25 protein-coding genes are annotated in these 24,625 nt (G+C 69.8%); 12 read left to right on the top strand and 13 right to left on the bottom strand.

The features are described from left to right. Positions 1–55: 55 nt before the first annotated feature. Complete coding sequence (locus tag C466_RS08020; RefSeq protein ID WP_004596454.1) at positions 56–643, bottom strand: GNAT family N-acetyltransferase; 588 nt, start codon at positions 641–643, stop codon at positions 56–58. Positions 644–756: 113 nt separating this feature from the next. On the opposite strand from C466_RS08020, the gene C466_RS08025 reads away from it, so the two are divergent. Next, positions 757–1,035, top strand: coding sequence for a DNA-directed RNA polymerase subunit L (locus C466_RS08025; RefSeq protein ID WP_004596453.1), 279 nt, complete (start codon positions 757–759; stop codon positions 1,033–1,035). Positions 1,036–1,224: 189 nt separating this feature from the next. Next, positions 1,225–2,253 carry a glycosyltransferase family 4 protein gene (locus C466_RS08030; protein WP_004596452.1) on the top strand — a complete coding sequence of 343 codons (1,029 nt, stop codon included), beginning with the start codon at positions 1,225–1,227 and terminating at the stop codon, positions 2,251–2,253. 27 nt (positions 2,254–2,280) lie between these two features. On the opposite strand, the gene C466_RS08035 is transcribed toward C466_RS08030, so the two are convergent. Then, on the bottom strand, positions 2,281–2,604 hold the full coding sequence (locus C466_RS08035) for a DUF7510 family protein (RefSeq protein WP_004596451.1): 324 nt from the start codon (positions 2,602–2,604) through the stop codon (positions 2,281–2,283). Positions 2,605–2,741: 137 nt separating this feature from the next. On the opposite strand from C466_RS08035, the gene C466_RS08040 reads away from it, so the two are divergent. From C466_RS08040 to C466_RS08055, 4 genes are all read left to right on the top strand, one after another. Next, on the top strand, positions 2,742–4,016 hold the full coding sequence (locus C466_RS08040; protein ID WP_004596450.1) for a Single-stranded DNA binding protein: 1,275 nt from the start codon (positions 2,742–2,744) through the stop codon (positions 4,014–4,016). Continuing rightward, positions 4,013–5,650, top strand: coding sequence for a hypothetical protein (locus C466_RS08045; protein WP_004596449.1), 1,638 nt, complete (start codon positions 4,013–4,015; stop codon positions 5,648–5,650). Before C466_RS08040 ends, C466_RS08045 begins: the two co-directional genes overlap by 4 nt. Then, on the top strand, positions 5,650–6,435 hold the full coding sequence (locus tag C466_RS08050) for a metallophosphoesterase (protein WP_004596448.1): 786 nt from the start codon (positions 5,650–5,652) through the stop codon (positions 6,433–6,435). Before C466_RS08045 ends, C466_RS08050 begins: the two co-directional genes overlap by 1 nt. Before the next feature lie 74 nt (positions 6,436–6,509). Next, on the top strand, positions 6,510–7,115 hold the full coding sequence (locus tag C466_RS08055) for a putative phosphothreonine lyase domain-containing protein (RefSeq protein ID WP_004596447.1): 606 nt from the start codon (positions 6,510–6,512) through the stop codon (positions 7,113–7,115). 25 nt (positions 7,116–7,140) lie between these two features. Here the strand turns inward: C466_RS08055 and C466_RS08060 are convergent, their stop codons facing one another. The 4 genes from C466_RS08060 to C466_RS08075 form a co-directional block, all read right to left on the bottom strand. Continuing rightward, positions 7,141–7,623 carry a hypothetical protein gene (locus C466_RS08060; RefSeq protein ID WP_004596446.1) on the bottom strand — a complete coding sequence of 161 codons (483 nt, stop codon included), beginning with the start codon at positions 7,621–7,623 and terminating at the stop codon, positions 7,141–7,143. Next, complete coding sequence (locus C466_RS08065; protein WP_004596445.1) at positions 7,620–8,780, bottom strand: thiolase family protein; 1,161 nt, start codon at positions 8,778–8,780, stop codon at positions 7,620–7,622. The genes C466_RS08060 and C466_RS08065 overlap by 4 nt, the downstream gene beginning before the upstream one ends. A 74-nt stretch (positions 8,781–8,854) precedes the next feature. After that, positions 8,855–11,158 carry a DNA mismatch repair endonuclease MutL gene (gene mutL / locus C466_RS08070; RefSeq protein WP_004596444.1) on the bottom strand — a complete coding sequence of 768 codons (2,304 nt, stop codon included), beginning with the start codon at positions 11,156–11,158 and terminating at the stop codon, positions 8,855–8,857. A 595-nt stretch (positions 11,159–11,753) separates the two neighbouring features. Further along, positions 11,754–12,887 carry an ABC transporter ATP-binding protein gene (locus C466_RS08075; RefSeq protein ID WP_004596443.1) on the bottom strand — a complete coding sequence of 378 codons (1,134 nt, stop codon included), beginning with the start codon at positions 12,885–12,887 and terminating at the stop codon, positions 11,754–11,756. 204 nt (positions 12,888–13,091) lie between these two features. Between C466_RS08075 and C466_RS08080 the strand changes: the two genes are divergently transcribed. The 3 genes from C466_RS08080 to C466_RS08090 are packed head-to-tail and all read left to right on the top strand — an operon-like array spanning position 13,092 to position 16,480. Beyond that, positions 13,092–14,369 (top strand): extracellular solute-binding protein, encoded by a 1,278-nt coding sequence (locus C466_RS08080; protein ID WP_238992079.1) that lies wholly within the window; start codon positions 13,092–13,094, stop codon positions 14,367–14,369. A 15-nt stretch (positions 14,370–14,384) separates the two neighbouring features. Continuing rightward, positions 14,385–15,380 carry a carbohydrate ABC transporter permease gene (locus C466_RS08085; RefSeq protein ID WP_004596441.1) on the top strand — a complete coding sequence of 332 codons (996 nt, stop codon included), beginning with the start codon at positions 14,385–14,387 and terminating at the stop codon, positions 15,378–15,380. Continuing rightward, entirely contained in the window at positions 15,377–16,480 is a 1,104-nt protein-coding gene (locus C466_RS08090) for a sugar ABC transporter permease (protein WP_004596440.1), read from the top strand. Before C466_RS08085 ends, C466_RS08090 begins: the two co-directional genes overlap by 4 nt. A gap of 285 nt (positions 16,481–16,765) precedes the next feature. Here C466_RS08090 and C466_RS08095 read toward each other — a convergent pair whose 3' ends face one another. Together C466_RS08095 and C466_RS08100 are read right to left on the bottom strand one after the other, a co-directional pair. Continuing rightward, positions 16,766–17,797 (bottom strand): glutathione S-transferase family protein, encoded by a 1,032-nt coding sequence (locus tag C466_RS08095; RefSeq protein WP_004596439.1) that lies wholly within the window; start codon positions 17,795–17,797, stop codon positions 16,766–16,768. 93 nt (positions 17,798–17,890) lie between these two features. Next, a complete protein-coding gene (locus tag C466_RS08100) occupies positions 17,891–18,682 on the bottom strand; it encodes a PHP-associated domain-containing protein (RefSeq protein ID WP_004596438.1) in 792 nt (263 codons plus the stop codon). Positions 18,683–18,816: 134 nt separating this feature from the next. Here C466_RS08100 and C466_RS08105 point away from each other — a divergent pair, with 134 nt between their 5' ends. Then, positions 18,817–19,116, top strand: coding sequence for a DUF7565 family protein (locus C466_RS08105; RefSeq protein ID WP_004596437.1), 300 nt, complete (start codon positions 18,817–18,819; stop codon positions 19,114–19,116). A 112-nt stretch (positions 19,117–19,228) separates the two neighbouring features. Here C466_RS08105 and rocF read toward each other — a convergent pair whose 3' ends face one another. Then, positions 19,229–20,134, bottom strand: coding sequence for an arginase (gene rocF, locus C466_RS08110; protein ID WP_004596436.1), 906 nt, complete (start codon positions 20,132–20,134; stop codon positions 19,229–19,231). 152 nt (positions 20,135–20,286) lie between these two features. Here rocF and C466_RS08115 point away from each other — a divergent pair, with 152 nt between their 5' ends. Together C466_RS08115 and C466_RS08120 are read left to right on the top strand one after the other, a co-directional pair. Continuing rightward, complete coding sequence (locus C466_RS08115; protein WP_004596435.1) at positions 20,287–20,505, top strand: hypothetical protein; 219 nt, start codon at positions 20,287–20,289, stop codon at positions 20,503–20,505. A 107-nt stretch (positions 20,506–20,612) separates the two neighbouring features. Further along, complete coding sequence (locus C466_RS08120; protein ID WP_004596434.1) at positions 20,613–21,146, top strand: Rrf2 family transcriptional regulator; 534 nt, start codon at positions 20,613–20,615, stop codon at positions 21,144–21,146. A 129-nt stretch (positions 21,147–21,275) separates the two neighbouring features. Here the strand turns inward: C466_RS08120 and C466_RS08125 are convergent, their stop codons facing one another. The 4 genes from C466_RS08125 to C466_RS16565 all read right to left on the bottom strand — a co-directional run bounded on the left by C466_RS08125 (position 21,276) and on the right by C466_RS16565 (position 24,553). Further along, complete coding sequence (locus tag C466_RS08125; protein WP_004596433.1) at positions 21,276–22,457, bottom strand: NAD(P)/FAD-dependent oxidoreductase; 1,182 nt, start codon at positions 22,455–22,457, stop codon at positions 21,276–21,278. A 103-nt stretch (positions 22,458–22,560) separates the two neighbouring features. Beyond that, a complete protein-coding gene (locus C466_RS08130) occupies positions 22,561–23,379 on the bottom strand; it encodes a nucleoside phosphorylase (RefSeq protein ID WP_004596432.1) in 819 nt (272 codons plus the stop codon). Between the two features lie 84 nt (positions 23,380–23,463). Further along, positions 23,464–23,922, bottom strand: coding sequence for a cytidine deaminase (gene cdd, locus C466_RS08135; protein WP_323749061.1), 459 nt, complete (start codon positions 23,920–23,922; stop codon positions 23,464–23,466). Between the two features lie 28 nt (positions 23,923–23,950). Next, positions 23,951–24,553 (bottom strand): FYVE zinc finger domain-containing protein, encoded by a 603-nt coding sequence (locus tag C466_RS16565; protein WP_152418564.1) that lies wholly within the window; start codon positions 24,551–24,553, stop codon positions 23,951–23,953. Positions 24,554–24,625 lie beyond the last annotated feature (72 nt).

Genomic DNA, 24,625 nt, shown 5'->3' on the forward strand with positions numbered 1-24,625 from the left:
AGACGTTGGAGGCGTTCGCCGCCGAGCCGCGAACAACGACTTATAAACCGTCCACTCACTCCACCTCTCGCGTCAGCTGCTCCCGGTACGGCTCGAATCCCCGTTTCTCGTAGAACGCCGCCGCGCGCTCGTTGTCGACGTCCACGTCGAGGCGGAGTTCGCCGCAGTCCTGCTCGCGCGCGTCGGCCGCCGCGCGCTCCATCAGCCGGTCCGCCAACCCACTCCCGCGATACGACTCGTCCACGTAGATGTCGCCGACCACGAGCCGGTCCGGACGATCGAACACCTCCGGACACTCGTCGACGCTCGTCGAGACGAACGCGACGAGGTCGCGGTCCGGCTCGGGAACGCCGGCGGGCGCGGGCTCCTCGGGATCGAGGCGCTCGGGATCGGCGGTCTCGGAATCGACGCCGCCCGGACCGACCTCCGGGTCGACCGCGACGACCCACAGGCGGCGGTCCGCGTTCTCGCGGAGCAGGTCGAGCCGGAACGCCGCCTCCGCGGCGATCAGCTCCTCGCCGGGCCGGTCGGCGAGCGCGTGGCTCTCCACAGCGGCCGCGAGGTCGCGGTGGTAGGGAAGCCACAGCTCGGCGGCGTAGCGGCGGAGGGCGTCCTCGTCGGTCGGTAACCGTCGGATCTCCATACGGCGGCCACCGGAGCGGGCGACATACGCTTTCGGGTCGCGTGCGATCCGTCCGCATCCGTCGATATTCGGGAGACGAAAGCTTGAAACGCCGCTCGCCCGACCTCTCGGGTATGGAACTGCGGGTCATCGAGAAGACCGACACGGAACTCCACATCGAGATCGCGGGCGAGGACCACACGTTCATGAACGTGCTGAAGGGCGCCCTGCTGGAGTCGGACGACGTCGCGGCCGCGACCTACGACATGAACCCCGAGCAGTCCGGGGGCCAGACCGAGCCCGTCCTCACCGTCAAGGCCGAGGAGGGCGACCCGCTCGACGTGCTCGCGGACGCCGCCGGCTCCATCACCGAGCGCACCGACGCGCTGCGCGACGCGGTCCGCGCCGCCTGACCGCGGGCGCGGTCCGACCGCGGTCCGACTCCCTTCTCCGCCCGACTCTCTCCGATCCCCTCCACTCTCTCCTCCGCCCGACTCTCTCCGACCTCCTCCACCCCCTTCCGCCTCGCTCCGCCGGACGCCACGAGGGGCATACCTAAGTGCCGACTCCCGAAACGGGGGAGTATGCCGCCGAGCGTACTCATGCTGGGATGGGGGTTCCCGCCGAACATCACCGGCGGGCTGGACGTCCACGTAGGGGAACTGTTCACCGGGCTCCGCGACGACCTCGGCGTCGACGTGACGCTGGTGTTGCCCGCGGAGTTCGCTCCCGACGACGAGCCGGGGCTCGAACCCGTCGAGACCGGCGAGGGCGACGTCGCGGCGCGCGTCGGTGAGCTCTCCGACCGCTTCGCCGAACTCGCGCCCGACCACGACGTGATCCACACGCACGACTGGTTCGGCTACGGACCCGGGCGCGCCGCCGCCCGCGAGTCCGACGCGACGTGGGTCTCCTCGTTCCACTCGCTGGCGAGCGACCGGAACATCGACCCGCCGAGCCGCGAGGTCGAGACCGAGCGCCGGCTCGCGAACGCCGCCGACACGAACATCGCGGTCAGCGAGATCGTCCGCGAGGACATCCGGGAGCTGTACGACGCCGACTCGCGGGTCGTGTACAACGGCTTCTCGACGCCGAAGTTCTCCGGGAAGGACGTGCGCGCGGACCTGGACATCGACGGCGAGATGCTGTTCTTCGTCGGCCGCCACACCGACCAGAAGGGGATCTCCCACCTCCTGTACGCGACCAAGAAGCTGCGCGGCCGCGACGTGACGCTCGTCGTCGGCGGGTCGGGCCACCAGACCGACCAGCTGAAGCGGTTCGCGGAGCTGCTCGGCATCGACGACCGCGTCGAGTTCGCCGGCTACGTCCCCGAGGCCGAGCTGGGCGACTACTACGCCGCCTCCGACGCGTTCGTCTCGCCCTCCTACGCGGAGCCGTTCGGGATCACGATCACGGAGGCGCTCGAGGCGGGGACGCAGGTGGTCGCGACCCGTTCCGGCGTCGCCGAGGTGCTCCCCGACGGCTGCCTCGTCGAGGTCGAGACGGACTCCGAGTCAATCGTCGACGGCCTCATCGAGGCGCTCGACCGCGAGGAGCCGCCGCAGTACGAGCGCCGCGAGTGGGGCGACGTCGCCGAGGACACGCTCGCCGTGTACGAAGACGTCGCGTAGCTCCCGCAGCCGTTCTCTCTCCCCCGTTCAGTCCCCGGCGCCCCGGAACACGTCGAACTCCGTCACCGGCTCCGGGTGCGTGATCCGGAAGCCGTCCGCGGTCTCCATCACGCCGCGCGTGCTGCCGGTCGCGCCGCCGTACGGACTCTCCTCGCCGCCCGCGCCGGCGCCCTGGTACGGCGAGGTGTACGGCGAGCCGGAGACCGGGTCGTCGAACCCCTCGGGCGGGAGGTAGATCCGCTCGCCGCCTTCCGACCGCACGACGACGGCGACGTCCCGCGTGCCCGTCACGTCGATGACCGTGCGGTCCTCGGCGATCCGCGCGTCGACATCGATGTCGGTGTCGTCCATGTGGGCCCCTGCGACCGGGAGCGGTTTAGCTGTGCCGGCGGCGCGGCGGGAGTTGCGCCGCGGGCCGACGGGAATCTCGCCGCTGGCCCCCCGTCGGTGGTGAATCCTTTTGTGCGGCGGCGCCGAACCTCGCTTCGATGGACGTCAACAGCCATGCCGAGGAGCTCGCCTCCGACCTCGGCGTCGACAAAGAGGAGGTCAAAGCCGACCTGGAGAACCTACTGGAGTACAGCGTCCCGATCGACGAGGCCAAACAGAGCGTCCGCCGGAAGCACGGCGGCGGTGGCGGCGGGTCGTCCCCCACGCCCGACGCGGTCGACGTCGGCGAGATCACGACCGACCACGACGGCGTGACGGTCACCGTCCGCGTGCTGACGCAGGGGACGCGCACGATCCGCTACCAGGGCGACGACCTGACGATCCGCGAGGGGGAGATCGCCGACGAGACGGGCGTCATCTCCTACACCGCCTGGCAGGACTTCGGCTTCGAGCCGGGCGACTCGCTGACGATCGGCAACGCCGGCGTCCGCGAGTGGGAGGGGGCGCCGGAGCTCAACCTCAACGACTCGACGACGGTCGCCATCGCCGACGAGGAGGTCGAGGTCGACCGCGAGGTCGGCGGCGACCGGAGCCTCGTCGACATCGCGGCCGGCGACCGCGGCCGCAACGTGGAGGTCCGCGTGCTGGAGGTCGACGAGAAGACCATCTCCGGGCGCGACGGCGAGACGGAGATCCTCGAAGGGGTCGTCGGCGACGAGACGGCGAAGCTCCCCTTCACCGACTGGCAGCCCCGCTCCGAGATCGAGGCCGGCGCCGACCTCCGGATCGAGGACGTGTACGTCCGGGAGTTCCGCGGCGTCCCCTCGATCAACCTCACCGAGTTCTCGACGGTGACGCCGCTCCCCGACCCCGTCGAGGTCGCGGAGGACGCCCCCCGCCTCTCGGTCGCCGACGCGGTCGGCTCCGGCGGGATGTTCGACGTCGAGGTCGTCGGGAACGTGCTGGAGGTCCGCGACGGCTCCGGGCTCATCGAGCGCTGTCCGGAGTGCGGCCGCGTCGTCCAGAACGGCCAGTGCCGGAGCCACGGCGACGTGGACGGCGAGGACGACCTCCGCGTGAAGGCCATCCTCGACGACGGCACCGACACGGTGACGGTCGTCCTCGACGACGAGCTCACCGCCGAGGTGTACGGCGGCGGCCTCGACGACGCCCTCGCCGCCGCGAAGGACGCGATGGACAAGCAGGTCGTCGCCGACGACATCGCCGACACGCTCGTCGGGCGCGCCTACCGCGTCCGGGGGAACCTCTCGGTCGACGACTACGGCGCCACCCTCGACGCCGTCGAGTTCGAGCTCGCGGACGACGACCCGGCCGACCACGCCCGCGCCGCGCTCGCGGAGGTGGGCGAATGAGCGACGACGGGCCGGGCGCCCGGGAGGTCGCCTACCGGGTGTTCGCCGCCGAGTTCGACGACGCCTCCCTCTCCTACTCCGAGAGCGACGAGGAGCGCGCCCCGAACTACGTCGTCACGCCGACCGGCGCGCGCGTGAACCGCCTGTTCACCGCCGGCGTGCTCACCGAGGTCGAGCGCGTCAACGACGAGACGCGCCGCGGCCGCGTCGTCGATCCCTCGGGCGCCTTCGTCACCTACGCCGGGCAGTACCAGCCGGAGGCGCAGACCTTCCTCGAACGCGCCGAACCGCCGGCGTTCGTCGCGCTCACCGGGAAGGCGCGCACCTTCGAGCCCGAGGACTCCGACCGCGTGTTCACCTCCGTCCGCCCGGAGAGCCTCAACGAGGTCGACGCCGACACCCGCGACCGGTGGGTCGTCTCCGCCGCGGAGGCGACGCTCGACCGGCTCGCGGTGTTCGCGAAGGCGCTCGACGCCGACCTGCGCGGCGACGACCTCCGCGCGGCGCTGGAGGCCGGGGGCGCGCCGGCCCCGCTGGCCGCCGGGATCCCGAAGGCGCTCGACCACTACGGGACGACCGCGGCGTACGCCGAGGCGGTCCGCCGGCTCGCGGTCGACGCCCTCGAGATGATCGCGGGCGACCGCGACGAGGTCCGCGCCCTCGAGATCGCCCCCGACGAGGGCGACGCGACCGCGATCGGGCCGCTCCCCGAAACCGACGTGACGATCGCCGAGCCGTCCGCGACGGCCGAAAGCAAGGAGGTCGCGGGCGAGGACGCCGGCTCCGAGCCGGAACCGTCCCCCGAGGAGACCGATGCCGAACCGACCGCGGAGTCGGCGTCGACCGCGGAGTCGGAATCGACCACGGAGTCGGAACCGACCACGGGCTCCGACTCGACCACGGGCTCCGACCCGTCGACAACCGATACCGACTCGTCGCTCGACGACTCGACCGAGTCGGAGTCGACTCCGACCGCCGACTCAGACCCGCTCGGTGACGATGCGAGCGACTCCACCGGGACGACCGACGAGGGCGACGCCGCGACCGACGAGGGCGACGCCGCGACCGACGAGGGCGGACTCGGTGACTTCGACGCCGGCGACGGGGAAGACGCACCCGCGGAGTTCGACGCCGACGGCGACGCGGACGCGAGCCCGGACCTCGATCCGGACGCGGACGCCGACGACATGTACCAGCTCGACGACGAGGAGCGGGAGGAGATCGAGTCCGAGTTCGGCACCGACTTCTCGACCGGGACCGAGGTCGACGAGCCCGGCGAGGCCGACATCGACGTGCCCGACCCGGAGGAGCTCGCCGAGGGGGCCGAGGACCCCGCTGCGGCCGCGGAGGAGGCGTCCGCGCCCGGTGCTGAAAGCGACGAGGCCGACTCCATGACCGCCGACGATGGGGAGACCGATACCGACACCGACGCCGAGGACGTCGACCTCGAGGCCGCGGCGGTCGCGGCGATGGACGACCTCGACGACGGCGACGGCGCGCCCCGCGAGGCGGTCGTCGAGCGCGTCGCGGACGAGCACGGCGTCGAGCCGGGCGCGGTCGAGGACGCCATCCAGGACGCGCTGATGAGCGGGCAGTGTTACGAGCCCGGCGACGGACTGCTCAAGCCGATCTGATGGCGCGGGGCGAGCCGGTCACCGTCGAGCCGGTCGTCGGCGAGCCGGCCGCCGTGGCCGACCTCGGCGCCGAGCGCGCGCTGCTCGTCGCGGACGTCCACGCCGGCGTCGAGGTCGGCCTGCGCTACGAGCGCGGCGTCGAACTGGACTCCCGGGCCGACGCGCGGCGCGAACGCCTCTGCCGGCTGATTGCCGAGACCGACGCCGACCGGCTCGTCGTCCTCGGCGACCTCGCGCACCGGATCGGCGCCCCCGACGGCGACGAGCGCGAGGAGCTGGAGACGCTGATCCGCGCCGTCACCGACCGCGTCCCGATGACGCTCGTCGAGGGGAACCACGACGCGGGCGTCGCGGAGACGTTCGCGGATGACCTCGACGTGATTCCCCCCGGCGGCGGCGTGCTCGACGGCGACGTCGGCGTCGTCCACGGCCACACGTGGCCGGACCCGAGCCTCCTCGACGCCGACGTGGTGTGTACCGGCCACGAACACCCGCAGGTCCGGCTGGAGGACGCGGTCGGCGGCTCGCGCGTCGAGCGCGCGTGGCTCCGCGGCGAACTCGACCCCGCGGCGTTCACCGAGGACGGCGCGGACGCCGTCGGGGACGCCCGCGACGCCGACCCGCCAGAACTCGTCGTCTTCCCCGCATTCAACGAGCGCTCCGGTGGGACGTGGGTGAACGTCGAGGGACAGTCGTTCCTCGCGCCGTACCTGCCGGCCGCGCTGCCGCACGCGGACGCGTACCTCCTCGACGGGACGCGGCTCGGCGACTACCGGCGGGTCTGAGCCCCGCGGGGCGGTCGTCCCGTCGCTCCCTCCGACGGCGGGAGCGTTTTGCCCCGCGGCGCACAACCCGTTCCATGGTCACCGACCGCTCCCCGAGCGAGATCGACGACGAGGGGTGGCACTGGCTCCGGGTCAAGCACGTGACCGGATTTCCGCGACAGGCCCGCGACGGCTACTTCCCGGACCACGACGTCACGCGGCCGGCCGCGACGAGCGAGGCGGACCTGCCGGAGGTCGACCCCGAGGCGGACCTGCCGAGGATCGACCAGGGGCGAGAGGTGTCGCTCCCGGCCGATCCCGAGACCGTCCGCGACGTCGACCGCCTCGCGCTGGAGACGACCTACCTGAGCGGGAAGTGGCTCGTCGAGCGCCTCGCGGCGGCGGTCGACGACTTCTGGCGGGCGGTCGTCGAGGACGTCGAAGCCGGCCGGTTCTGGGATGCGAAGGTCACGACCCGCGCCGGCCGCGAGGCGTTCGGCGAGACGGACCACGCGGTGTTGGTGTTCACGCCGAACTACTTCGACCGCGCGGACGTCGACCGGGTGCGACGGCGACTCAGGGAGGTCCACGGGGTGACCGAGGCGATCCGGTATCGGCCCGACGTGTACACGCTCGACGGGGTCCACGAGGAGCGGCTCGGCGCGCTCGGTGACTCCGGCGCGGCGCGGTTCCGAGCCTGATGTTCGAATCGCGGGAGAAGTCCAGCTACTCGACCGGGCGGAACCGGAACCCGTCCCAGTCCTGGCTCTCGGGCTCGCGGATGCCGGCGCCCGGCTCGCGCAGCTCGTCGGCGTAGACCGGCTCGACGCAGTCGCCGATGTCGACGGCGAACTGCTCGCCGTCGGCGCCCGCGCCGCCGCCGCCCTCCCCGTCGCGCTCCGCGATCTGCCCGAGCGCGCGGACCGGCGGGCCGTCGTACCCGTCGCCCATCTCGAACTCGACGATGGCGAGGGTGTTCGGCTCGCGGACGCCCGGGGGCGTCGCGGTCGAGGTCGTCCACGTCACCACGCGCGCCTCGTACTCGCGGAGGTCGACCGTCCCGACGCGCTCGGCGCCGTTCGGGCTCACGGTGTGGGGCGGGTAGGTGACCGTCCCGTCCGCGTACTCCGCCGCCTCGAACGTCGGTTCGTCGCCGCTGGACGCCTCGCCGTCGCTTCCGGTCGCGTCGTCGTGCTCGTGGTCGCTCATTGGCTTCCCTCCAAGATGGTGGTGGTCACGCAGTTCCCGAACCCGCCGACGTTGCAGGCGAGTCCCGTGTCGGCCTCGACCTGTCGCGGCCCGGCGTCGCCCGTGACCTGCTTGAATATCTCGTACACCTGCGCGACGCCGCTCGCCCCGAGCGGGTGGCCCTTCGACTTGAGGCCGCCGGAGGTGTTGATCGGGAGCTCGCCGTCGCGGTCGGTGACGCCCTCCTCGACCGCCTTCCACCCCTCGCCCTTCTCGAAGAAGCCGAGGTCCTCGCTCTGGAGGAACTCGAGGATGGTGAACATGTCGTGGAGCTCCGCCACGTCGACGTCGTCCGGGCCGATGCCGGCCATCTCGTAGGCGATATCGGAGGAGTCGACGACCCCGCCCATCGTCGTCGGGTCCGCGCGCTCGTGGACGACGTGGGTGTCGGTCGCGCCGCCGATCCCCGAGATGACGGCGTAGCTGCCGTCGGGCGCGTACTCCTCGGCGACGGACTCCGGGCAGAACACGAGCGCGGCGGAGCCGTCCGTGATCGGACAGAAGTCGTACAGCCGGAGCGGGTCGGCGACGATCGGCGAGTCGAGGACGGTGTCCAGGTCCACTTCTTTTTGGAACTGCGCGTGGGGGTTGTCCACGCCGTTCTTGTGGTTCTTCACCGCGACCTTCCCGAGGCTCTCGCGGGGCGCGTCGTACTCGTCGAGGTACAGCCGCGCTGTGAGCCCCGCGAACGAGGGGAGCGTCACGCCCTGCTTGTACTCGACCGGGTGCGTGAGCGACGCGATCACGTCGGTCGCCTCCGACGTCGTCCGGTGGGTCATCTTCTCGCCGCCGACGAGCATCGTGAGGTCGCTCGCGCCGGAGGCGATCGACTGCCACGCCGCGTACACGCCCGCCCCGCCCGACGAGGAGGTCTGGTCGATACGGGCCGTGTAGGCCGGCTGGGCCGCGAGGTCGTGGGCGAGCGCGTTCGGGACGCCGGTCTGGCCCTCGAACTCGCCGCTGGCCATGTTCGAGACGTACAGGTGATCGAGGTCGTCGCCGTCGACGCCGGCGTCGTCGAGCGCGGCCGCGCCCGCCTCCGCCAGCAGCTCCCGCACCCAGGCGTCGCGCTGCCCGAATTGGGTCATCGACGCGCCGACGATCGCTACGCGTTCCATACGCGTGGGTCCACCGGAGTCGCCTAAAACGTACCTCTCTGCGGTCGACGGAGAGGGAGGCCTTCCCCGCCGACTCACTCCGCTCGCCGGCCCCCGTGACCGGGGTAGTCGCGCTCGAACCGCGATCCGATCTCGTCGCGGTCGAGCCGAATGACGACCGGGCGCCCGTGCGGGCAGGCGTAGGGGTTCTCGCAGGCGTCGAGCCGGTCGAGGAGGTCGACGACCCGCCCCTCGGTCAGCGAGGTGTTCCCGGTGACGGAGGGGTAACACGCGAGGTCGGCGAGCAGCTCGTCGACGACGTCCGCGACCGGCTCGTCGCCCGCGGCGGCGTCGTCGACCAGCGCGGAGAGCACGTCGCGCAGGAGGTCGGGGTCGAGCGCGGCGTCGAAGACCGCGGGGACCGCCGTCACCGCGACCTCGCGGTCGCCCGCGCGCTCGGCCCGGAACCCGATCTCAGACAGGTCGTCGACGAACTCCTCGAACAGCGCCGCCTCGCGCGCGGTCAGCTCGATGCGGACCGGCTTCGCGAGCGCCTGCGCGTCCGCGCCGTCCGCGAACGCCGCCTTCAGCCGCTCGTAGTTCACCCGCTCGTCGGCCGCGTGCTGGTCGATCAGCACGAGTCCGTCGGGCGCCTCCGCGACCACGTACGTCTCGTGGAGCTGTCCGAGCACCCGCAGCGAGGGCAGCGAGTCGAACCCGCGCTCGCTCTCCGTCCCGTCGCCGTCGAGGGTTCGCTGCCGGGTCGCGGGGCGCGTTCGGGCGGTCGGGCGCGTGGCGTCCTCGCTCGCGACCGACGCGTCCTCCTCGACGGACCCGTCGCCGCGGTCCGGTCCTTCGTCGACTGCGGGCGTTCGGGGTGGCGTGTCCGCGTCCGAGGCGTCGGCGTCGCGGTCGACCGCGTCGGCCACCGTCTCCGCGGCCTCGTCGGCTCCGCTCGGGGCCTCGTCGCCCCCCGTCGGCGGCTCGACGTCTCGTCCCGCGGCGTCGTCCTGCCAGCTCCGCGGCGAGGGGCGGGCGTCGTCGGCCGCGTCGCCGAGTCCCCGCTCCGTCTGTCCGGCGGTCGATCCGTTCGCAGTTCCGTCCTCGCCGCCCACGTCGTCGACCGCCCACGCCGCGTCGTCCGAGGGGTCCAGTTCGGTCGGCGCCGCGGGGTCGTCGGTGTCGGGGTCGGTCTGGGCCGCGTTAGTGTCGGCCTCGGCGTCTGCGCTCGCGTGCTCGCGCCCCTCGCGCGCGGCGCGCTCGTGGCCGGTGTTCGCGCCCCCGACGGCCTCGACGTCGGGGGTCTCGGGGTCGACCGCGGTCTCGTCGGGCGCCGACTGGCCGCGGGGCGCCGTCGAGCGGATCAGGCCGTGGTCGAGCAGGGCCGACTCGACCGCGTCCTCGACGGCCGAGCGGACCGCCGGCTCCTCGTCGAAGCGGACCTCCAGCTTGCGCGGGTGGACGTTCACGTCGACGTCGCCGGCCGGGACCTCGACGAAGAGGACGGCGAACGGGTAGCGGTCGGGCGCCAGCTGGCCGCCGTAGGCGTCGAGCGTCGCCTCGCGGAGCGCGCTCGCGGTGACGTACCGGCCGTTGACGTACGTCGAGAGGTAGTCGCGGGTCGAGCGCGCCGTCTCGGGGTGCGAGACGAGCCCGGAGACCCGCCTGACGGGGGCGTCGGTCTCTTCGCCTCCCGGTCCATCTTCGGGCGTCCACTCGACGTCGATCATCGACTCGGCCACCTCGCGGCCGTAGACGGCGAGGACGGCCGAGCGGAGGTCGCCGTTCCCCTCGGTGGCGAACGTCTCGCGGCCGTCGTGTTCCAGCGAGACCGCGACGTCCGGGTTCGCCAGCGCGTAGCTCGTCACCACGGTGTTCACGTGGTCAAACTCGGTGGCGGTCCGCTTGAGGAACTTCTCGCGAGCGGGCGTGTTATAAAAGAGGTCGTCGACCTCGACGGTCGTGCCCGCCGGACAGCCGGCGGGGCGGACCTCGCCGACCTCGCCGCCCTCGACGGTGATCTCCGCGCCCGCCTCGGCGTCCGGGGGGCGCGAGCGCACGGTGAGTCGGGAGACGGCGCCGACGGTGTACAGCGCCTCGCCGCGGAAGCCGAGCGTGGCGACGCCGCGGTCGAGGTCCTCGATGTCGCCGATCTTCGAGGTGGCGTGCTCCGCGACGGCCGCCTCCAGCTGGTCTTCGGGGATCCCGACGCCGTCGTCGCGGACGCGGATCCCCTCGGTGCCGCCCGACTCGACCGACACCGCCACGCGGCTCGCGCCCGCGTCGAGGCTGTTCTCGACCAGCTCCTTCACGACGCTCGCGGGCCGCTCGACGACCTCGCCGGCCGCGATCCGCTGGACGGTCCGCTCGTCCAACCGCTCGATGTCTGGCGGCTCCATTCGTACGCTCCGTCTGACGAGCGCGCACTTCAAGCCGTTGTCGACCGCGGCGACGCGAGACGGACTAGCCCAACGAATACGCCATTTATAAACCAAACTGCGGTGGCGCGTGCCTCCGAGCGCCCAGCGGGCGCGAGGAGCACGCGCGAGGGAGTCGGGCGCGCCGAGGGCGACCGAAGGGAGCCCGATGGACGCGCCCGACGAGGCTGGGGAGGTGAGAGGTGCGGTGCTGTGAGGGGTGGGGCTCAAAGGGGCAGCCGCGAGGACGAAGCACGGCGACGCAAGCACCGCAGCGAAGGAGCGCCAGCGACTGAGCGAGGAGCGCAGCGAGCCGCGCGAGTCCTCGCGGCTGGGGCTTTGGAGTAGTTTGCCGCCGTTCAGCGGTCAGTCATTTATAAGCGAGCGGCTGGGGCTTTGGCGGCGTCAGCCGCCGATCCGCCAGCAACCATTTATAAGTGAGCGACTGGGATTTGGGGGCGTTCTCCGCGGTAACAGCGGTTTCCGATCGAGTAGCAGCGTTCGCACTCTCCGAATCAGAGAGAAAGTACGAACGATCGGTTCACAGATGAAGATCCAATCCGAAAATCGGCTCTTCTTAAGCGACTGCGGCCGCGATCTCCTCGTCGGTGAGGAACACGTCCTCGCCGGTCTCCACGTCGAACAGGTGGAGGTCCGTCTCCTCGAAGACGACGCCGACCTCGTCGCCCGCCTCGGGCTGGACGTTCGCGGGCGCCCGCGCGAGGAAGTCGTCGTTCACGTCGAGGTGGACGTAGTTGTCGGAGCCGATCGGCTCGACGACTTCGACGGTCGCGGTCAGCGTCTCCTCGCCGGTCGGATCCTCGACGATCCCGATGTTCTCGGGGCGGATCCCGAGCGTGTACGGACCGCTTTCGAGGTCGTGGCCCGCGACGTAGTCGCGGGTGAGTGTGAACGCGAGCCCCGAGGACTCGTCGCGGATCGTCGCCGAGGTCCCGTCCGTCTCCACGTCGACGTCGAGGAAGTTCATCGACGGCGAGCCGATGAAGCCGGCGACGAACTTGTTCACGGGGTTCTGGTACACCTCGGTGGGCGCCCCGACCTGCTGGAGCTCGCCGTCGTTCAGGATGGCGAGGCGGTCGCCCATCGTCATCGCCTCCTCCTGGTCGTGGGTGACGTACATCGCGGTCACGCCGAACTCCTTCTGGAGCTTCTGGATCTCCGCGCGCATCTCCGTGCGGAGCTTCGCGTCGAGGTTCGAGAGCGGCTCGTCGAAGAGGAACACCTCGGGCTCGCGCGCGATGGCGCGGCCGAGCGCGACGCGCTGCTTCTGCCCGCCGGAGAGCTCGTCGGGCTTGTCGTCGAGGAGGTCCGCGATGCCCATCATCTCCGCCATCTCGCGGACGCGCTCGTGGCGCTCCTCGGTCGTCATGTCGGTGCTCATCTTGAGCCCGAACGCCATGTTCTCGCGGACCGTCTTGTGCGGGTATAAGGCGTAGTTCTGGAACACCATCGCGACGGGACGCTCCTTCGCGTGGATGTCGGTGACGTCCTCGTCGTCGAAGCTGACGGTGCCGGACGTCGGCTCTTCGAGCCCCGCGACCATCCGGAGCGTGGTCGTCTTCCCGCAGCCCGACGGCCCGACCACGGTCACGAACTCGCCGTCGTCGATCTCCAAGTCGAGGTCGTCGACGGCGACGATCGTTCCTCGGTCGAACTCCTTCCGGAGCGTGTCGAGCGTGACGCGTGCCATTTCCCTGAAGACCGGTCCGCTGGCATATGAGTTCTTTGCTGTTTTTCTGATATATGGTGAACAATCTCTTCTCAAATATTGGCCATTCCCGGCGATCGAGTCGATCGTCGATCGTCACAGTCGACAGGGATCGATCCGGATCGATCGGGACGTACCCCAAACACTAAATGTATGAAAATATAATTCATCATTTGTTCTGGACACATGAACGAGAAACGTAGAACGCTGCTCAAGGCGATGGGGGGAACGACTGCGCTCGCGGGCCTCGCGGGCTGTATCAGCACCGGCGGCGACGGCGGCGACGGCTCCGACGGCGGGGACGGATCGGACGGCAGCGACGGCTCCGACGGCGGCACCACCGGCTCCGCGCGGCTGTGGACCGACCTCACCGACGCCGAAGACGAGGCCATTACCGACTACATCGATCAGTACGAGTCGGAGACGGGCAACACGATCAATAAAGAGGCGCCCGGCGGCGAGCTGGACCAGCAGCTCGAAACCGCGATTCCGGCCGGCGACGGTCCCGACTCGTGGATCTGGGCGCACGACTGGGTCGGTCGGTTCGCGGTCCGCGAGGACCCGCCGTTCCTCTACGACGCGAGCGACGACGTCGATGTCTCGCTCGACAGCTACACCGAGACCGCACAGCGGGCGGCCCAGTTCGACGGTGGGCTCTACGGCCTGCCGTTCGCCTCGGAGACCGCCGCGCTGTACTACAACGCCGACATGGTCGACGAGCCGCCGGAGACCTTAGAGGAGATGGTTGCGCTCATGGAGGAGCACCACGATCCCGAAAACGGTCAGTACGGGCTCTCCTTCCCTGGCGTTGACCCGTATCAGGCGAGCGGGTTCATTCAGGCGTATGGCGGCGACCTTTTCGACGAGGGCACCCTCGAAGTCGGCGTCGACAGCGACGCATGTAAGCAGGGTATGGACGCACTCGAAACGCTCTACGAGTACATGCCCGCCGATCCGGGCTACGAGTCACAGATCGTCGCGTTCTCGGACGGGCTCGCACCGTTCGCGATCAACGGTCCGTGGGCGCTCAGCAATCTTCAGGATGACGTCGACAACCTCGGCGTCACAACGCTGCCGACCGTCGACGGGAACCACCCGCGCTCGTACTCCGGCATCCAGCTGTTCTACTTCTCGTCGATGCTGGCCGACGCCGACCAGTCCACGGTCGACGCCGCGACCGGTCTCGCCGAGTGGTACACCACGAACGAGGAGATAATCCAGACCAACGCCGCAGAGCAGGGGTACATCCCGGTCTTGACCGACGTCGTCGGCAACGGCGACCTCTCGTCCGAGGTCCAGGCGTTCGCCCAGCAGGTCGAACACGGCGTCCCGATGCCGAGTCACCCGGACATGAACAGCGTCTGGACGCCCGTGACGGAGGCGCTGGAGCGCGTATTCAACGGCGAACAGGACAGCGACGCCGCACTCGACCAGGCCGCCTCCGAGATCCGGGAGGCGCTGTAGGCCCCGCTCGGAGCGATGGCCTCTTCGCAACCCGGAACCGGCGTGAGCGGACTGGCGCGCCTCCGGTCGGCGCTGCCGTTCTCCAGTCGCGACTGGGGGCTGCTCCTCGTCGCGCCCGGCATGATCCTCTTTTCGAGCTTCATGCTGTACCCCATCTTCTACCTCTTCTATATCTCGCTCACCGACGCCACGTTCGCCGGGTCGGTGATCGGCGGCGGCGCCGAGCTGATCGGGCTGGCGAACTACGCCCAACTGATCAGCGACCCGCAGTTCCGCACGTCGATGGGAGTGACGTGGCTGTTCGTCGCCGTCTCGCTCGTCGTCAAGGTGTTCCTCGCCGTGGGGATCGCCCTCCTGCTGAACCACGTTCGGGTCGCCGGCAAGCGCTACATGCGCGCGGCGGTGATCGTCCCGCTGGGGTTCCCCGGCATCTTCACGATCACCGTCTGGCGCGGGATGTTCAGCGACGCGCGCTACGGCGTGTTCAACACCATCCTTGGCCGGTACAACGAGTTCATGTCGTCGCTGTCGGCCCCGCAGGCCCTGCTGTTCGACGTGCCGATCGGGTTCCTTAGCGGCCGCTGGGAGGCGTTCTTCGCGTACGTCACCACGGAGGTGTGGCTGGCGTACCCGTTCATGGTGATCATCATCGTGAGCGCGCTTCAGGACGTGCCCAAGTCGCTCCACGAGGCGGCAATGGTCGACGGGGCGGGCGCGCTCCAGCGGTTCCGCACCGTGACGCTGCCCGCGATCAAGGGGCCGGTGCTGTTCGCGTCGATCCTCACGGCCGCGACGTCGTTCCAGCAGTTCCTGATCCCGTGGGTGTTCAACCAGGGAGGGCCGTCGAGACAGAACGAGCTGATCATCGTGTACGGCTACCGCGAGGCGATCACGTTCAACCAGTTCGGCCTGTCGGCCGCAATCTTGATCGTCGGGATCGGGTTCGTCGGGCTGTTCATGTACGCCGCCGTGCGCTACGGCGGCCTCGCCGAGGGGGTGGGTGACGAATGAGCTCCCGAGACTCCGCGGCCGGGCTGGCCGCGTCCGCGACCGCGCTGGTCGCCTCCGTGGTCGGCATGGTCCGCGCGAAGCTCGTCGCGCTCGTCACCGCGCCCAAGCGGTTCGCCGTGATGGTCCAGCGGGCGATATACGACGTCCGCACGGGGAAACGCAGCACGTGGGACGTTGCGAAAAGCGTCCTGATGACGCTGTTCGGCCTCGCGATGGTGCTCGTGCTGCTGTTCCCGCTGTTCTGGATCACGACTGCGTCGCTCGCGGAGGGGTCACGGCTGTTCAACACGAGCGGCATCTTCCCGGACCCGTCGACGTACAACCTCGGCGCGTATCGGTGGGTGATATTCGAGTCCGACTTCTTCTTCGTCGACGGCGACTGGGGGTACCCCCAGCTGGTCCTCGGCGGCGGGGATGGGCTCGTCAGCTTCCGGTGGGCCGGCACGGAGACCGGTCCCGGGGCCGTGTTCAACAGCCTCTACATCGTCAGCGTGACGCTCGCGGCCGGGTTCGGGATGATCGTCCCGGCGGCGTACGCGTTCTCGCGCCGGCAGTTCGTCGGCCGCAAGCGCATCCTCTACGGCTACGTCCTCTTCACCCAGATCGGCGCCGGCCTATCGATCGCGACGCTCGTGGCGCTGTACTCGCTGTTCAGCACCTACGGGCTCACGAACAACCTGTTCGTCCTCGGGCTGTTCTACGCCGCGGGGGCGATCCCGTTCAACACGTGGCTGCTGAAGACGTACATGGACAACATCCCCGTCTCCTACGAGGAGGCGGCGATGGTCGACGGCGCGAGCTTCCTCGACACGATCCGGGAGGTGATCCTCCCGCTGACGAAGCCGGGGCTCGCCGTCGTGCTCATCTTCGTCTGGCTCGCCGGCTGGAACGAGTTCATCATCGCGCAGACGCTGCTCCGCCCCGAGAACTACCCGCTGTCGGTGGAGCTGTACAACATCGCGACCGAGGGCCGGTTCTCGACGCCGTGGACGCGGTTCGCGGCGTTCGCGAACCTGTTCGCGCTGCCGGTCGCGATCGTCTACTTCGCGGCCCAGCGCTCCGTCGAGGACGGGCTCTCGTTCGGCGGGATGGAAGGATAACGGACCGAGCGCGGTCCGCCTTCGGCCGATCTACGGTTCTCGTCTCTCGTTTTCGCGGTTCTCGTTTTCGCGCAGTCTTTCCCCCTGATCGATCCGGCCCGCGGTCGATCGTCGACACCGCCCCGCTCCGCACGGCACCTCACGCCTCCCCAGCCTCGCGGTTCGCGCTCTCCGAGCGCTCACCGCTCCCTCGCGCGTGCGACTCGCGCCCAGTGGGCGCTCGTCGGCACGCGCCACCGCGAAACCGTTCCGAAAAGAGCCGCAGTCGGCCCGAACCGCCTCCGCTCAGTCGTCGGCGGTCGGCGTCGGCGCCTCGCCACCGAGTCGCTCGCGGTCGTGGTCGGCCTCGAAGTCGAGGTCGGGGCCGCGCGCGATGATGCCCGAGGGGGTCACGTCCGGGTGCGTGGTGTAGTAGTGCTCCTTGATGTGGGCTATGTTCACCGTCTCCGCGACGCCCGGCGTCTGGTAGAGGTCGCGCAGGTACGGCCAGAGGTTGTCGTACTGGTGGACGAACTGCCGGTTGCACATGAAGTGGGTGTGGTACACCTGATCGAAGCGGACCAGCGTGGTGAACATGCAGATGTCCGCCTCCGTCAGGGAGTCGCCGACGAGGTAGCGCTGGTCAGCGAGCCGCTCGTCGTAGGCGTCGAGCGCGCCGAACAGATCGTCGATCGCCTCCTCGTATGCGCTCTGCGAGGTGGCGAAGCCGGCGCGGTAGACGCCGTTGTTGATCGGCTCGTAGATGTCGGTAATGACCTCGTCGACGTCCGCGACGGTCGCGTCGTCGTCAGCATCCGGGAGCAGCGAGACGCCGTTCCCGAGGTCGGCGAACGCGGTCGAGAGCATCCGGAGGATCTCGCGCGACTCGTTGTTGACGATCGTCTCCTCCTCGGTGTCCCACAGCACGGGGACGGTCACCCGGCAGGTGGCGTCGGGGTCGGCCGCCACGTACAGCTCGCGGAGGTAGTCGCTGTCGTGGAGGTGGTCGGGCGTGCAGCCGTCCTTCTCCGGGGTGAACTGCCAGCCGTCCTCGTCGCGGTAGGGGTCGACGACCGAGACGCCGATCGCGTCCTCGAGGCCGAGCAGCGACCGCGCGAGCAGCGTGCGGTGGGCCCACGGGCAGGCGTACGAGACGTACAGGTGGTACCGGCCGGCCTCCGGCTGGAAGCGCTCGTCGGGCTCCGCGTCGACGTGGCCGGGCACGTCGCTGCCCGCGATCCAGTTCCGGAAGGTCGTCTCGCCGCGCTGGAACGCGCCCTCCTCGTCGGTCGTCTCGTAGGTATCCGTCCGCCACTCGCCGTTCACGAGCTGATTCATGTCTCTCACGTGGGCCTCCGTCCGTATAACGTGGGCGGGGACACGCGTGTCACCCGTCGACCGGGGAGCGAACCGCCGGATTCCGATCCCCGCCTACTCGTAGACGCTCACGTCGTCGAACCGCCCCTCGTAGGCGACGTTCGACGGGAGCGTCGGCTCGTTGCCCGAGAGGAACATCCGGTCGAGCTTCGCCCACGTGTTCTCGTAAGCGAGGTGCGCGAACTCCACGAGCCCGCGGAGCTGGTGGCCGGCGCCGCCGCGGTGGATCACCGTCCGGGGACGCCGTTCGCGGAACGCCCGCGCAACCGCCTCGGCGTCGTCGAGGTCGCCCTCGAAGGCGGTCCACGCCTCGCCGACCGTGCCCGTGAGGTGGGCGTACGACGAGCCGAACCCGGCGCAGCCGGTCTCTTCCGCGGTCCGGCGCGCCCGGGAGTTCTGATGAGGGAGCAGCTTCGTGTTGTACGTCTCGATCGCGTCGAGCCGTGCGGCGTGCGCGTCGACCTCGGGGCGCGTGAGCGAGATGGTGGCGAAGCCGGGATGCGGGACGAGGACCGCCGCGTCCTGCCGCTCGAACTCGGCCATTGCGCCCTCGAAGGTGATGTAGTCTGGGACCGGGTCGGAGAGCCCGAGCACGAGGAGGTGGCGCCGGTTCCCCCAGTCGCCGGTGAACACCTCGCGGGCGGGGACGACGGTCAGCTCGTCGTCGGTGTACCGCGCCGCGCGCTCGCGGATCGTCGGGAGGCGCGTGAAGTGGGGCGCGTACACGAGCGCGTCGATCCCGCGATCTTTCGCGCGGGCGACGACCTCGTCGTCGAGCACCTTGACGTGGGCGTCGACGCGCGTTTGCGGTCGGGTCACGGTCGGACGGTCGTCGCGGCGGCGCAAAGACGTATCGTTCGACGACGACGGTGCCGCGACCGCGGGCGGGGACGGTCACGGCGGCGAACACCGGCCGCCGCCGGGAGGAGCTCTCGACGGCTTGGGAAACCGTTAATCCCCCTCGGGCGAGAGTTCGGGGTATGGCCCCTCGCTGGACGTGCGGCATCGGCGACTGCGACGCCGCCTTCGACGACGTGGAGGCGGCGATCGTCCACCAGACGAACGAGCATCAGCGCCACGAGTGCAAGGTCTGCGGCACCATCGTCCCGGACGGCTACTTCGCGATCCGCCACGCGTTCGACGAGCACACCCGGGCGGAGTTCGTCCGCGCGTACGACGCCGACTCGGCGGCGGTCCGCCGCCGCGAGGAGATCAAAGGCGAGATCGAGTCGGCGGCCGACCTCCAACGGGTCGTCGAGGAGCTCGACCGGGGCGTCTGACATAGCTCCCGAGCCTGACCTCCCGAGCCTGACCTCCTGAGCCCAACCTTCTGAGCCACCTCCCGAGCCCGACCTCCCGAACGCGACCTCTCCTCGACTCCCCGACCGCGATTCACAAGACCCGCTTCCCGAACGCGCTCGCCGCCAGCTCCGTCGCCAGCTCGGCCGTCTCGTTGTGCTGGTCCAGCGTCGGGTTCACCTCGACGATCTCCATCGAGCGGAGCGCGTCCGTCTCGTCGACGATCTCCATCGCGCTGTGCGCCTCGCGGTAGGTGACGCCGCCGCGGACCGGCGTCCCGACGCCGGGCGCGGCGTTCGGGTCGAGGAAGTCCAGGTCGAGGCTGACGTGGATCCCGTCGACGCCGTCCGCGGCGACTTCGAGCGCCTCCTCCGTGACCTCCGTGATCCCCCGCTCGTCGATGTCGGACATCGTGTACGCGGCGAAGCCGCGCTCTCGGATTAGCTCCGCCTCCGCCCCGTCGACCGACCGGAGCCCGACGAGGGCGACGTTCTCCGGCGAGAGCCCCGCCGCGTTCGCCCACTCGGTGTCCGCGAACTCGTCGATCCCGAGCGCGGCAGCCAGCGGCATCCCGTGGACGTTGCCGGACGGCGTCGTCGCGGGGGTGTTGAGGTCGGCGTGCGCGTCGAACCAGACGGCGCCGATCTCCGCGTCGCGTGCCGATCCGGAGAGGCTCCCGATGGCGATGGAGTGGTCGCCGCCGAGCGCCAGCGGCACCTCGCCGGCGTCGAGCGTCGCGGCGACCTCGTCGCCGAGCCGCCGGCAGACGTCGGCCGTCTCGCGGAGGAACTTCGCTTTCCCCTCGCTGGGCGCGTCCGCGTCGGGGTCGCGCTCCTCCGCCCGGGGGACGAGGAGGTCGCCCGCGTCGACGGTCTCGACGCCCGCGCCGGCGAGCTGGTCGGCGAGCCCGCCGTACCGGATCGCCGACGGTCCCATGTCGACCCCGCGTCGGTTCGCCCCGTAGTCGGTCGGCGCGCCGATGATCCTGACCGTGTTCATACCGGCAACGCGGCGCGCCGGCGCTTCAATGGTGGGGATCGACGCGCCCGCCGCGGGTCGACGCGCCCGCGCCGCGCTCGAACGCCGTTGGTCCCCCGCTCTCGCCTCGCCGGATCGGACATCGTTTTGCGCCCGGCCCGCCACGGGGGACCATGGACAGCTCCGATCCCTACTCGGTCGACCCCGCCGACATCGAGCCGATCGGCGCGACCATCGCGGTCGCGTTCACCGGCGCGGCGATCGGCCTGGTCGGCGCCGCGGTCTCGTTCGTCGCCGTCGACCTCGGGGTCGCGCTGGTCGGCGTCGGCGTCGTGGTGGCGCTGTCGAGCCCGCTCGCGTACGTCCGGATGAAGCGGCTGCGCGGCGAGTAGACCGGCGCGCGCAGCGCCGCCGGAGCGCGCTCGTCGACCGGATCCCACACGATCATTTATAAGTGAATTCCATCGCATTTAAGCGGGGGCGCTCTGTATTTGGCACCATGTCATCGATCGAGCTCACGTCGAGCCAGAAGAGCATCCTCACGGCCCTCATCAACCTCTACGGGGAACAGGAGGACGCCGTGAAAGGCGAGGCGATCGCCGAGGAAGTCGACCGCAACCCCGGGACGATCCGCAACCAGATGCAGAGCCTCAAGGCCCTCCAGCTGGTCGAGGGGGTACCCGGTCCGAAGGGCGGCTACAAGCCCACCTCGAACGCCTACGAGGCGCTCGACATCCAGCGCATGGACGAGCCGGCCGACGTCCCGATCTACCACGAGGGCGGGCAGGTAGAGGGGATCAACGTCGACGGGATCGATCTCTCCAGCGTCCACCACCCCGAGCTGTGCCGCGCCGAGATCCACGTTCAGGGCTCGGTCCGCGACTTCCACGAGGGCGACAGCGTCACCGTCGGGCCGACGCCGCTTTCGAAGCTCGTCATCGACGGCACCGTCGACGGGAAAGACGACACCGCCAACATTCTCATCCTGCGGATCGACGACATGCGGGCGCCCGACGAGCCGGCCGAGCACTGACTGCGAGAGGGGGATTCTCCGACCGCTTCGAGAGCTTTTCTGCCGGAGATAACGGACCGGTTCGTCACTGAGAAGAGTCGGAACTCCGGAGCCGCGAACAGCGTCGTCCTCGCCGTGGGTCGCCCGCGCTCACATGTCGCCGAACGCGCTGACGCCGCGGCTCGCGGAGGAGACCTTGGCGATCCAGCGCGTGGCGATGGCCTTCTTCAGCAGCTTCGCGGGCTTGCCGCCGAACGTCTTGATCGGCATGCCCATCACGTCGTGGGCGACCGCCTCCTCGCCGACGGAGATGACCGTTCCCTTGTCCTCGTGGGTCCACGAGCGGAGCGGCGCGCCGCGGGCGGCGCGCGCGAGGTTCGCGCCCGCGACCTCGGCGGCCTGCCAGGCGGCCTGCGCGGTCGGCGGCGCGACGTCGTCGTCACCCTGCTCGACGAGCGCGGTGTCGCCGATGGCGAACACGCGGTCGTCGCTGGTAGCGAAGTCGGAGCCGGCGTGGACGCGGTTCGAGCGGTCGTCCTTCTCGACCTCGACGTTCTTGAGCTCGGGCTGACCCGTGATGCCGCCGGTCCAGATCAGCACGTCGTAGCCGAGCTCCTCGGGCTCTTCGTCCTCGCCGCCGCCGAGGTAGACGGCGTCCTCGTCGGCCTCCGAGATGAAGTCGCCGGTGAGGATCTCGACGTCGGCGTCCTCCAGCCGCTGGCGGAGCGCCCCCTGGATCTGCGGGTCGTTACCGGGGAACACCTCGTCGAGCCCCTCGACCAGCTTGATGTCGAGCGGCGCGCGGTGTTTGTCGCGGTACTCGGCGATCTCGCCGGCCGTCTGGATGCCGGAGAGACCGGCGCCGCCGACGATCACCTGCGCGGGGTCCGAGCGGGTCGCGTCCGCGGCCGCCTCGCGCACGTCCTCGTGGATCGCCTTCGCGTCGTCGAGCCCCTTCAGCTGGTGGGCGTGCTCCTTCAGCCCCTCGATGCCGAAGAAGGCGGTCGTGGAGCCGATGCCGAGGAGGAGGTAGTCGTAGTCGACGGTCGTCCCGTCGTCGGTCTCGACGACGCGCTCGTCGGTGTCGACGTCGACGACCCGGCCCTGGACGAAGTCGGACTCGGGCGACTTGATCTCGTCGACGGGGATCGTGATCTTGTCCTCGACGGCGGGGTTGCGGATCGCGCGGTGGACCTCGTGTAAGACGAGGTGGTAGTCGTGCTCCGAGATCCACGTGAGCTCGGCCTCGCCCTCGCCGACCTCGTCTTCGAACGCCTTCACCGCCCCTGCGCCGGCGTACCCGGAACCGACGACGACGACCTGTGTACTCATGCCAGTACCTCCACGGTGCGCAGATAAAGTCGCTTTGGAACGCTCGCAGGCGAGAATCGCCGACGCGGCGGGCGCGGTCCGCCGCGACGGGACCGCGCGGCCGCTACAGCGAGAGCCCGGCGTGCCAGCGGTCGGCGCCCGCCTCCCGCTTGACCTCGTCCATCCGCGCGAGCAGCTTCACCGCGAGGCTCGCGGTCTCGGCCGCCCGCGACTCGCCCTCCGTCCGGAACTCGCCGGTCACGCGGTTGGCGTACACCGAGCAGACCGCGCCCGCGCGGAGCCCGTACACGCTCGCGATCGTGAGGATCGACGACGCCTCCATCTCGATGTTCTTCACGTTCGCGTCCTGAAGTTCCCGGACGAGCTCGTCGGAGCCCGCGGCCTCGAACCCCTCGAAGCCGGGGCGGCCCTGGCCCGCGTAGAATGAGTCGGCGCTCATCGTGACCCCGGTGTGGTAGTCGTGGCCCAGCCGCTCGGCGGCGGCGACCAGCGCGGAGACCACCTCGCCGTCCGCGGCCGCGGGGTAGTCCTCGCGGACGTACTCGTCGCTCGTCCCCTCCTGGCGGACGGCACCGGTCGTGATCACCAGGTCGCCCACCTCCATCTCCGGCTGGATCGCGCCGCAGGAGCCGACCCGGATGAACGTGTCGACGCCCACGCGCGCGAGTTCCTCGACGGCGATGGCGGCCGAGGGAGAGCCGATCCCGGTCGACGTCACCGAGATCGGTGCGCCGTCGTACGTGCCGGTCGCGGTGCGGTACTCGCGGTGGCGCGCGACCTCCTCGTGGTCGTCCCACAGCGCCGTGATCTTGTCGACCCGCTCGGGGTTGCCCGGGAGGAGGACCGCGTCCGCGACGTCCTCGGGCGCGGCCTCGACGTGGTACCCCGCCTCGTCGTTGGGGTCCTCGCTGTCGTCGGTCATGTCTCCGCCCTTCGGCGAGCCGTTTAAAAGTAGTTCCGTCTCGGTCGCTCGGGGACGCCGCGCCGCCTCCGGACCGCCGTGCCGTCAGTCCTCCCTGGCGTCGTCGAGGGTCCCCTCGTTGATGGTGTTCGGGAGGAGTTCGCCGAGCGTGTACTCCGTCACGGCGTCGCCGCCCTCGTCGCAGGCGACGACGAGGTCGTCGGCCGCGAACTCCGCGAGCGTCTGCCGGCACATCCCGCAGGGGGTGACGCCGTCTCGGACGCCCGACGAGACCGCGATCCGGTCGAACTCGCGGTGGCCGTTCTTCACCGCCTCCGCGAGCGCGACCTCCTCGGCGTGGAGGCTGTTGGAGTAGTTCGCGTTCTCGATGTTACAGCCGGTGTAGACGGTGCCGTCGGCGGTCCGGAGCGCGGCGCCGACGCGGTACTCGGAGTACGGGACGTGGGCGGCCTCCAAGGCCTCGCGCGCCGCGGCGATCAGCTCGTCCATACGGTTGGGTGACGCGGCGCGCCGATAACTGTACTGTGTTGCGGATACGCAGATCGAGATCTGGAGAGTTATTTAAATGAAGTTAGAGTACAAATATATACCCTAAATAAGCTATCAGGACAACTGTGAGAATCGCGATTGTCATCTTCAAAATTCTACCCGTATCCTCCGGGTTACCAGGGTCTTCATCACTGGGGCTGATCGATTGGATGTCCTCCTCATAATCTGGGTCCGAAAGACTGCCGTCCGGATTCACATCTGGACTCGAAAAACGCTCTGCCCGTTTCTGTTCTAATTCGTCAGTTCGTGTTTTTCGTTCCTGCTGCTTTTTTCCCGTCCGCTCTTGATAATGCTCCGCGACAGTCGTTGTTGACTCGGTCTCGTCCCGCTCCCGCTCTTCACAATCACGCCGGTGGCCAGCAACGTGCTCTCCACAGTACGGCTCTCCGCAGTGTGGACACCCTGCGATTTCGTGTTCACGAAGTCGTTTGCCGCAGTCCGAGCACTCTGCGGTCGGAACATCTGACTGGTTTTTGTTCTGCCTTCCCCCTTCCGAAGAGCTTGACGACGATTCCACATTCGAAAGGCGAAATTCCTCTTTAAACCACGGTTTGACGCTATCTTCGTCCTGTTTTAGCTCCCGTGCAGCCTCTTCAGCTTTTAATTGTACGCTCTTGTGTAGCACATTGTTGATTTCAGAGAGTGGCTTTGACGGCGTGTTTGAGAGCTTCTCGTCCTGGTTTGCGATAGAGTTCTA

Origin of the sequence: Halorubrum distributum JCM 10118, from assembly GCF_000337335.1 — an archaeon.
Lineage (GTDB): Archaea > Halobacteriota > Halobacteria > Halobacteriales > Haloferacaceae > Halorubrum > Halorubrum distributum.

What these genes read in the sequence shown, in the direction of transcription:
- C466_RS08020 (WP_004596454.1), bottom strand. Translation starts at nt 643, where the DNA reads ATGGAGATCCGACGGTTACCGACCGACGAGGACGCCCTCCGCCGCTAC.
- C466_RS08025 (WP_004596453.1), top strand. Translation starts at nt 757, where the DNA reads ATGGAACTGCGGGTCATCGAGAAGACCGACACGGAACTCCACATCGAG.
- C466_RS08030 (WP_004596452.1), top strand. Translation starts at nt 1,225, where the DNA reads ATGCTGGGATGGGGGTTCCCGCCGAACATCACCGGCGGGCTGGACGTC.
- C466_RS08035 (WP_004596451.1), bottom strand. Translation starts at nt 2,604, where the DNA reads ATGGACGACACCGACATCGATGTCGACGCGCGGATCGCCGAGGACCGC.
- C466_RS08040 (WP_004596450.1), top strand. Translation starts at nt 2,742, where the DNA reads ATGGACGTCAACAGCCATGCCGAGGAGCTCGCCTCCGACCTCGGCGTC.
- C466_RS08045 (WP_004596449.1), top strand. Translation starts at nt 4,013, where the DNA reads ATGAGCGACGACGGGCCGGGCGCCCGGGAGGTCGCCTACCGGGTGTTC.
- C466_RS08050 (WP_004596448.1), top strand. Translation starts at nt 5,650, where the DNA reads ATGGCGCGGGGCGAGCCGGTCACCGTCGAGCCGGTCGTCGGCGAGCCG.
- C466_RS08055 (WP_004596447.1), top strand. Translation starts at nt 6,510, where the DNA reads ATGGTCACCGACCGCTCCCCGAGCGAGATCGACGACGAGGGGTGGCAC.
- C466_RS08060 (WP_004596446.1), bottom strand. Translation starts at nt 7,623, where the DNA reads ATGAGCGACCACGAGCACGACGACGCGACCGGAAGCGACGGCGAGGCG.
- C466_RS08065 (WP_004596445.1), bottom strand. Translation starts at nt 8,780, where the DNA reads ATGGAACGCGTAGCGATCGTCGGCGCGTCGATGACCCAATTCGGGCAG.
- mutL (WP_004596444.1), bottom strand. Translation starts at nt 11,158, where the DNA reads ATGGAGCCGCCAGACATCGAGCGGTTGGACGAGCGGACCGTCCAGCGG.
- C466_RS08075 (WP_004596443.1), bottom strand. Translation starts at nt 12,887, where the DNA reads ATGGCACGCGTCACGCTCGACACGCTCCGGAAGGAGTTCGACCGAGGA.
- C466_RS08080 (WP_238992079.1), top strand. Translation starts at nt 13,092, where the DNA reads ATGAACGAGAAACGTAGAACGCTGCTCAAGGCGATGGGGGGAACGACT.
- C466_RS08085 (WP_004596441.1), top strand. Translation starts at nt 14,385, where the DNA reads ATGGCCTCTTCGCAACCCGGAACCGGCGTGAGCGGACTGGCGCGCCTC.
- C466_RS08090 (WP_004596440.1), top strand. Translation starts at nt 15,377, where the DNA reads ATGAGCTCCCGAGACTCCGCGGCCGGGCTGGCCGCGTCCGCGACCGCG.
- C466_RS08095 (WP_004596439.1), bottom strand. Translation starts at nt 17,797, where the DNA reads ATGAATCAGCTCGTGAACGGCGAGTGGCGGACGGATACCTACGAGACG.
- C466_RS08105 (WP_004596437.1), top strand. Translation starts at nt 18,817, where the DNA reads ATGGCCCCTCGCTGGACGTGCGGCATCGGCGACTGCGACGCCGCCTTC.
- rocF (WP_004596436.1), bottom strand. Translation starts at nt 20,134, where the DNA reads ATGAACACGGTCAGGATCATCGGCGCGCCGACCGACTACGGGGCGAAC.
- C466_RS08115 (WP_004596435.1), top strand. Translation starts at nt 20,287, where the DNA reads ATGGACAGCTCCGATCCCTACTCGGTCGACCCCGCCGACATCGAGCCG.
- C466_RS08120 (WP_004596434.1), top strand. Translation starts at nt 20,613, where the DNA reads ATGTCATCGATCGAGCTCACGTCGAGCCAGAAGAGCATCCTCACGGCC.
- C466_RS08125 (WP_004596433.1), bottom strand. Translation starts at nt 22,457, where the DNA reads ATGAGTACACAGGTCGTCGTCGTCGGTTCCGGGTACGCCGGCGCAGGG.
- C466_RS08130 (WP_004596432.1), bottom strand. Translation starts at nt 23,379, where the DNA reads ATGACCGACGACAGCGAGGACCCCAACGACGAGGCGGGGTACCACGTC.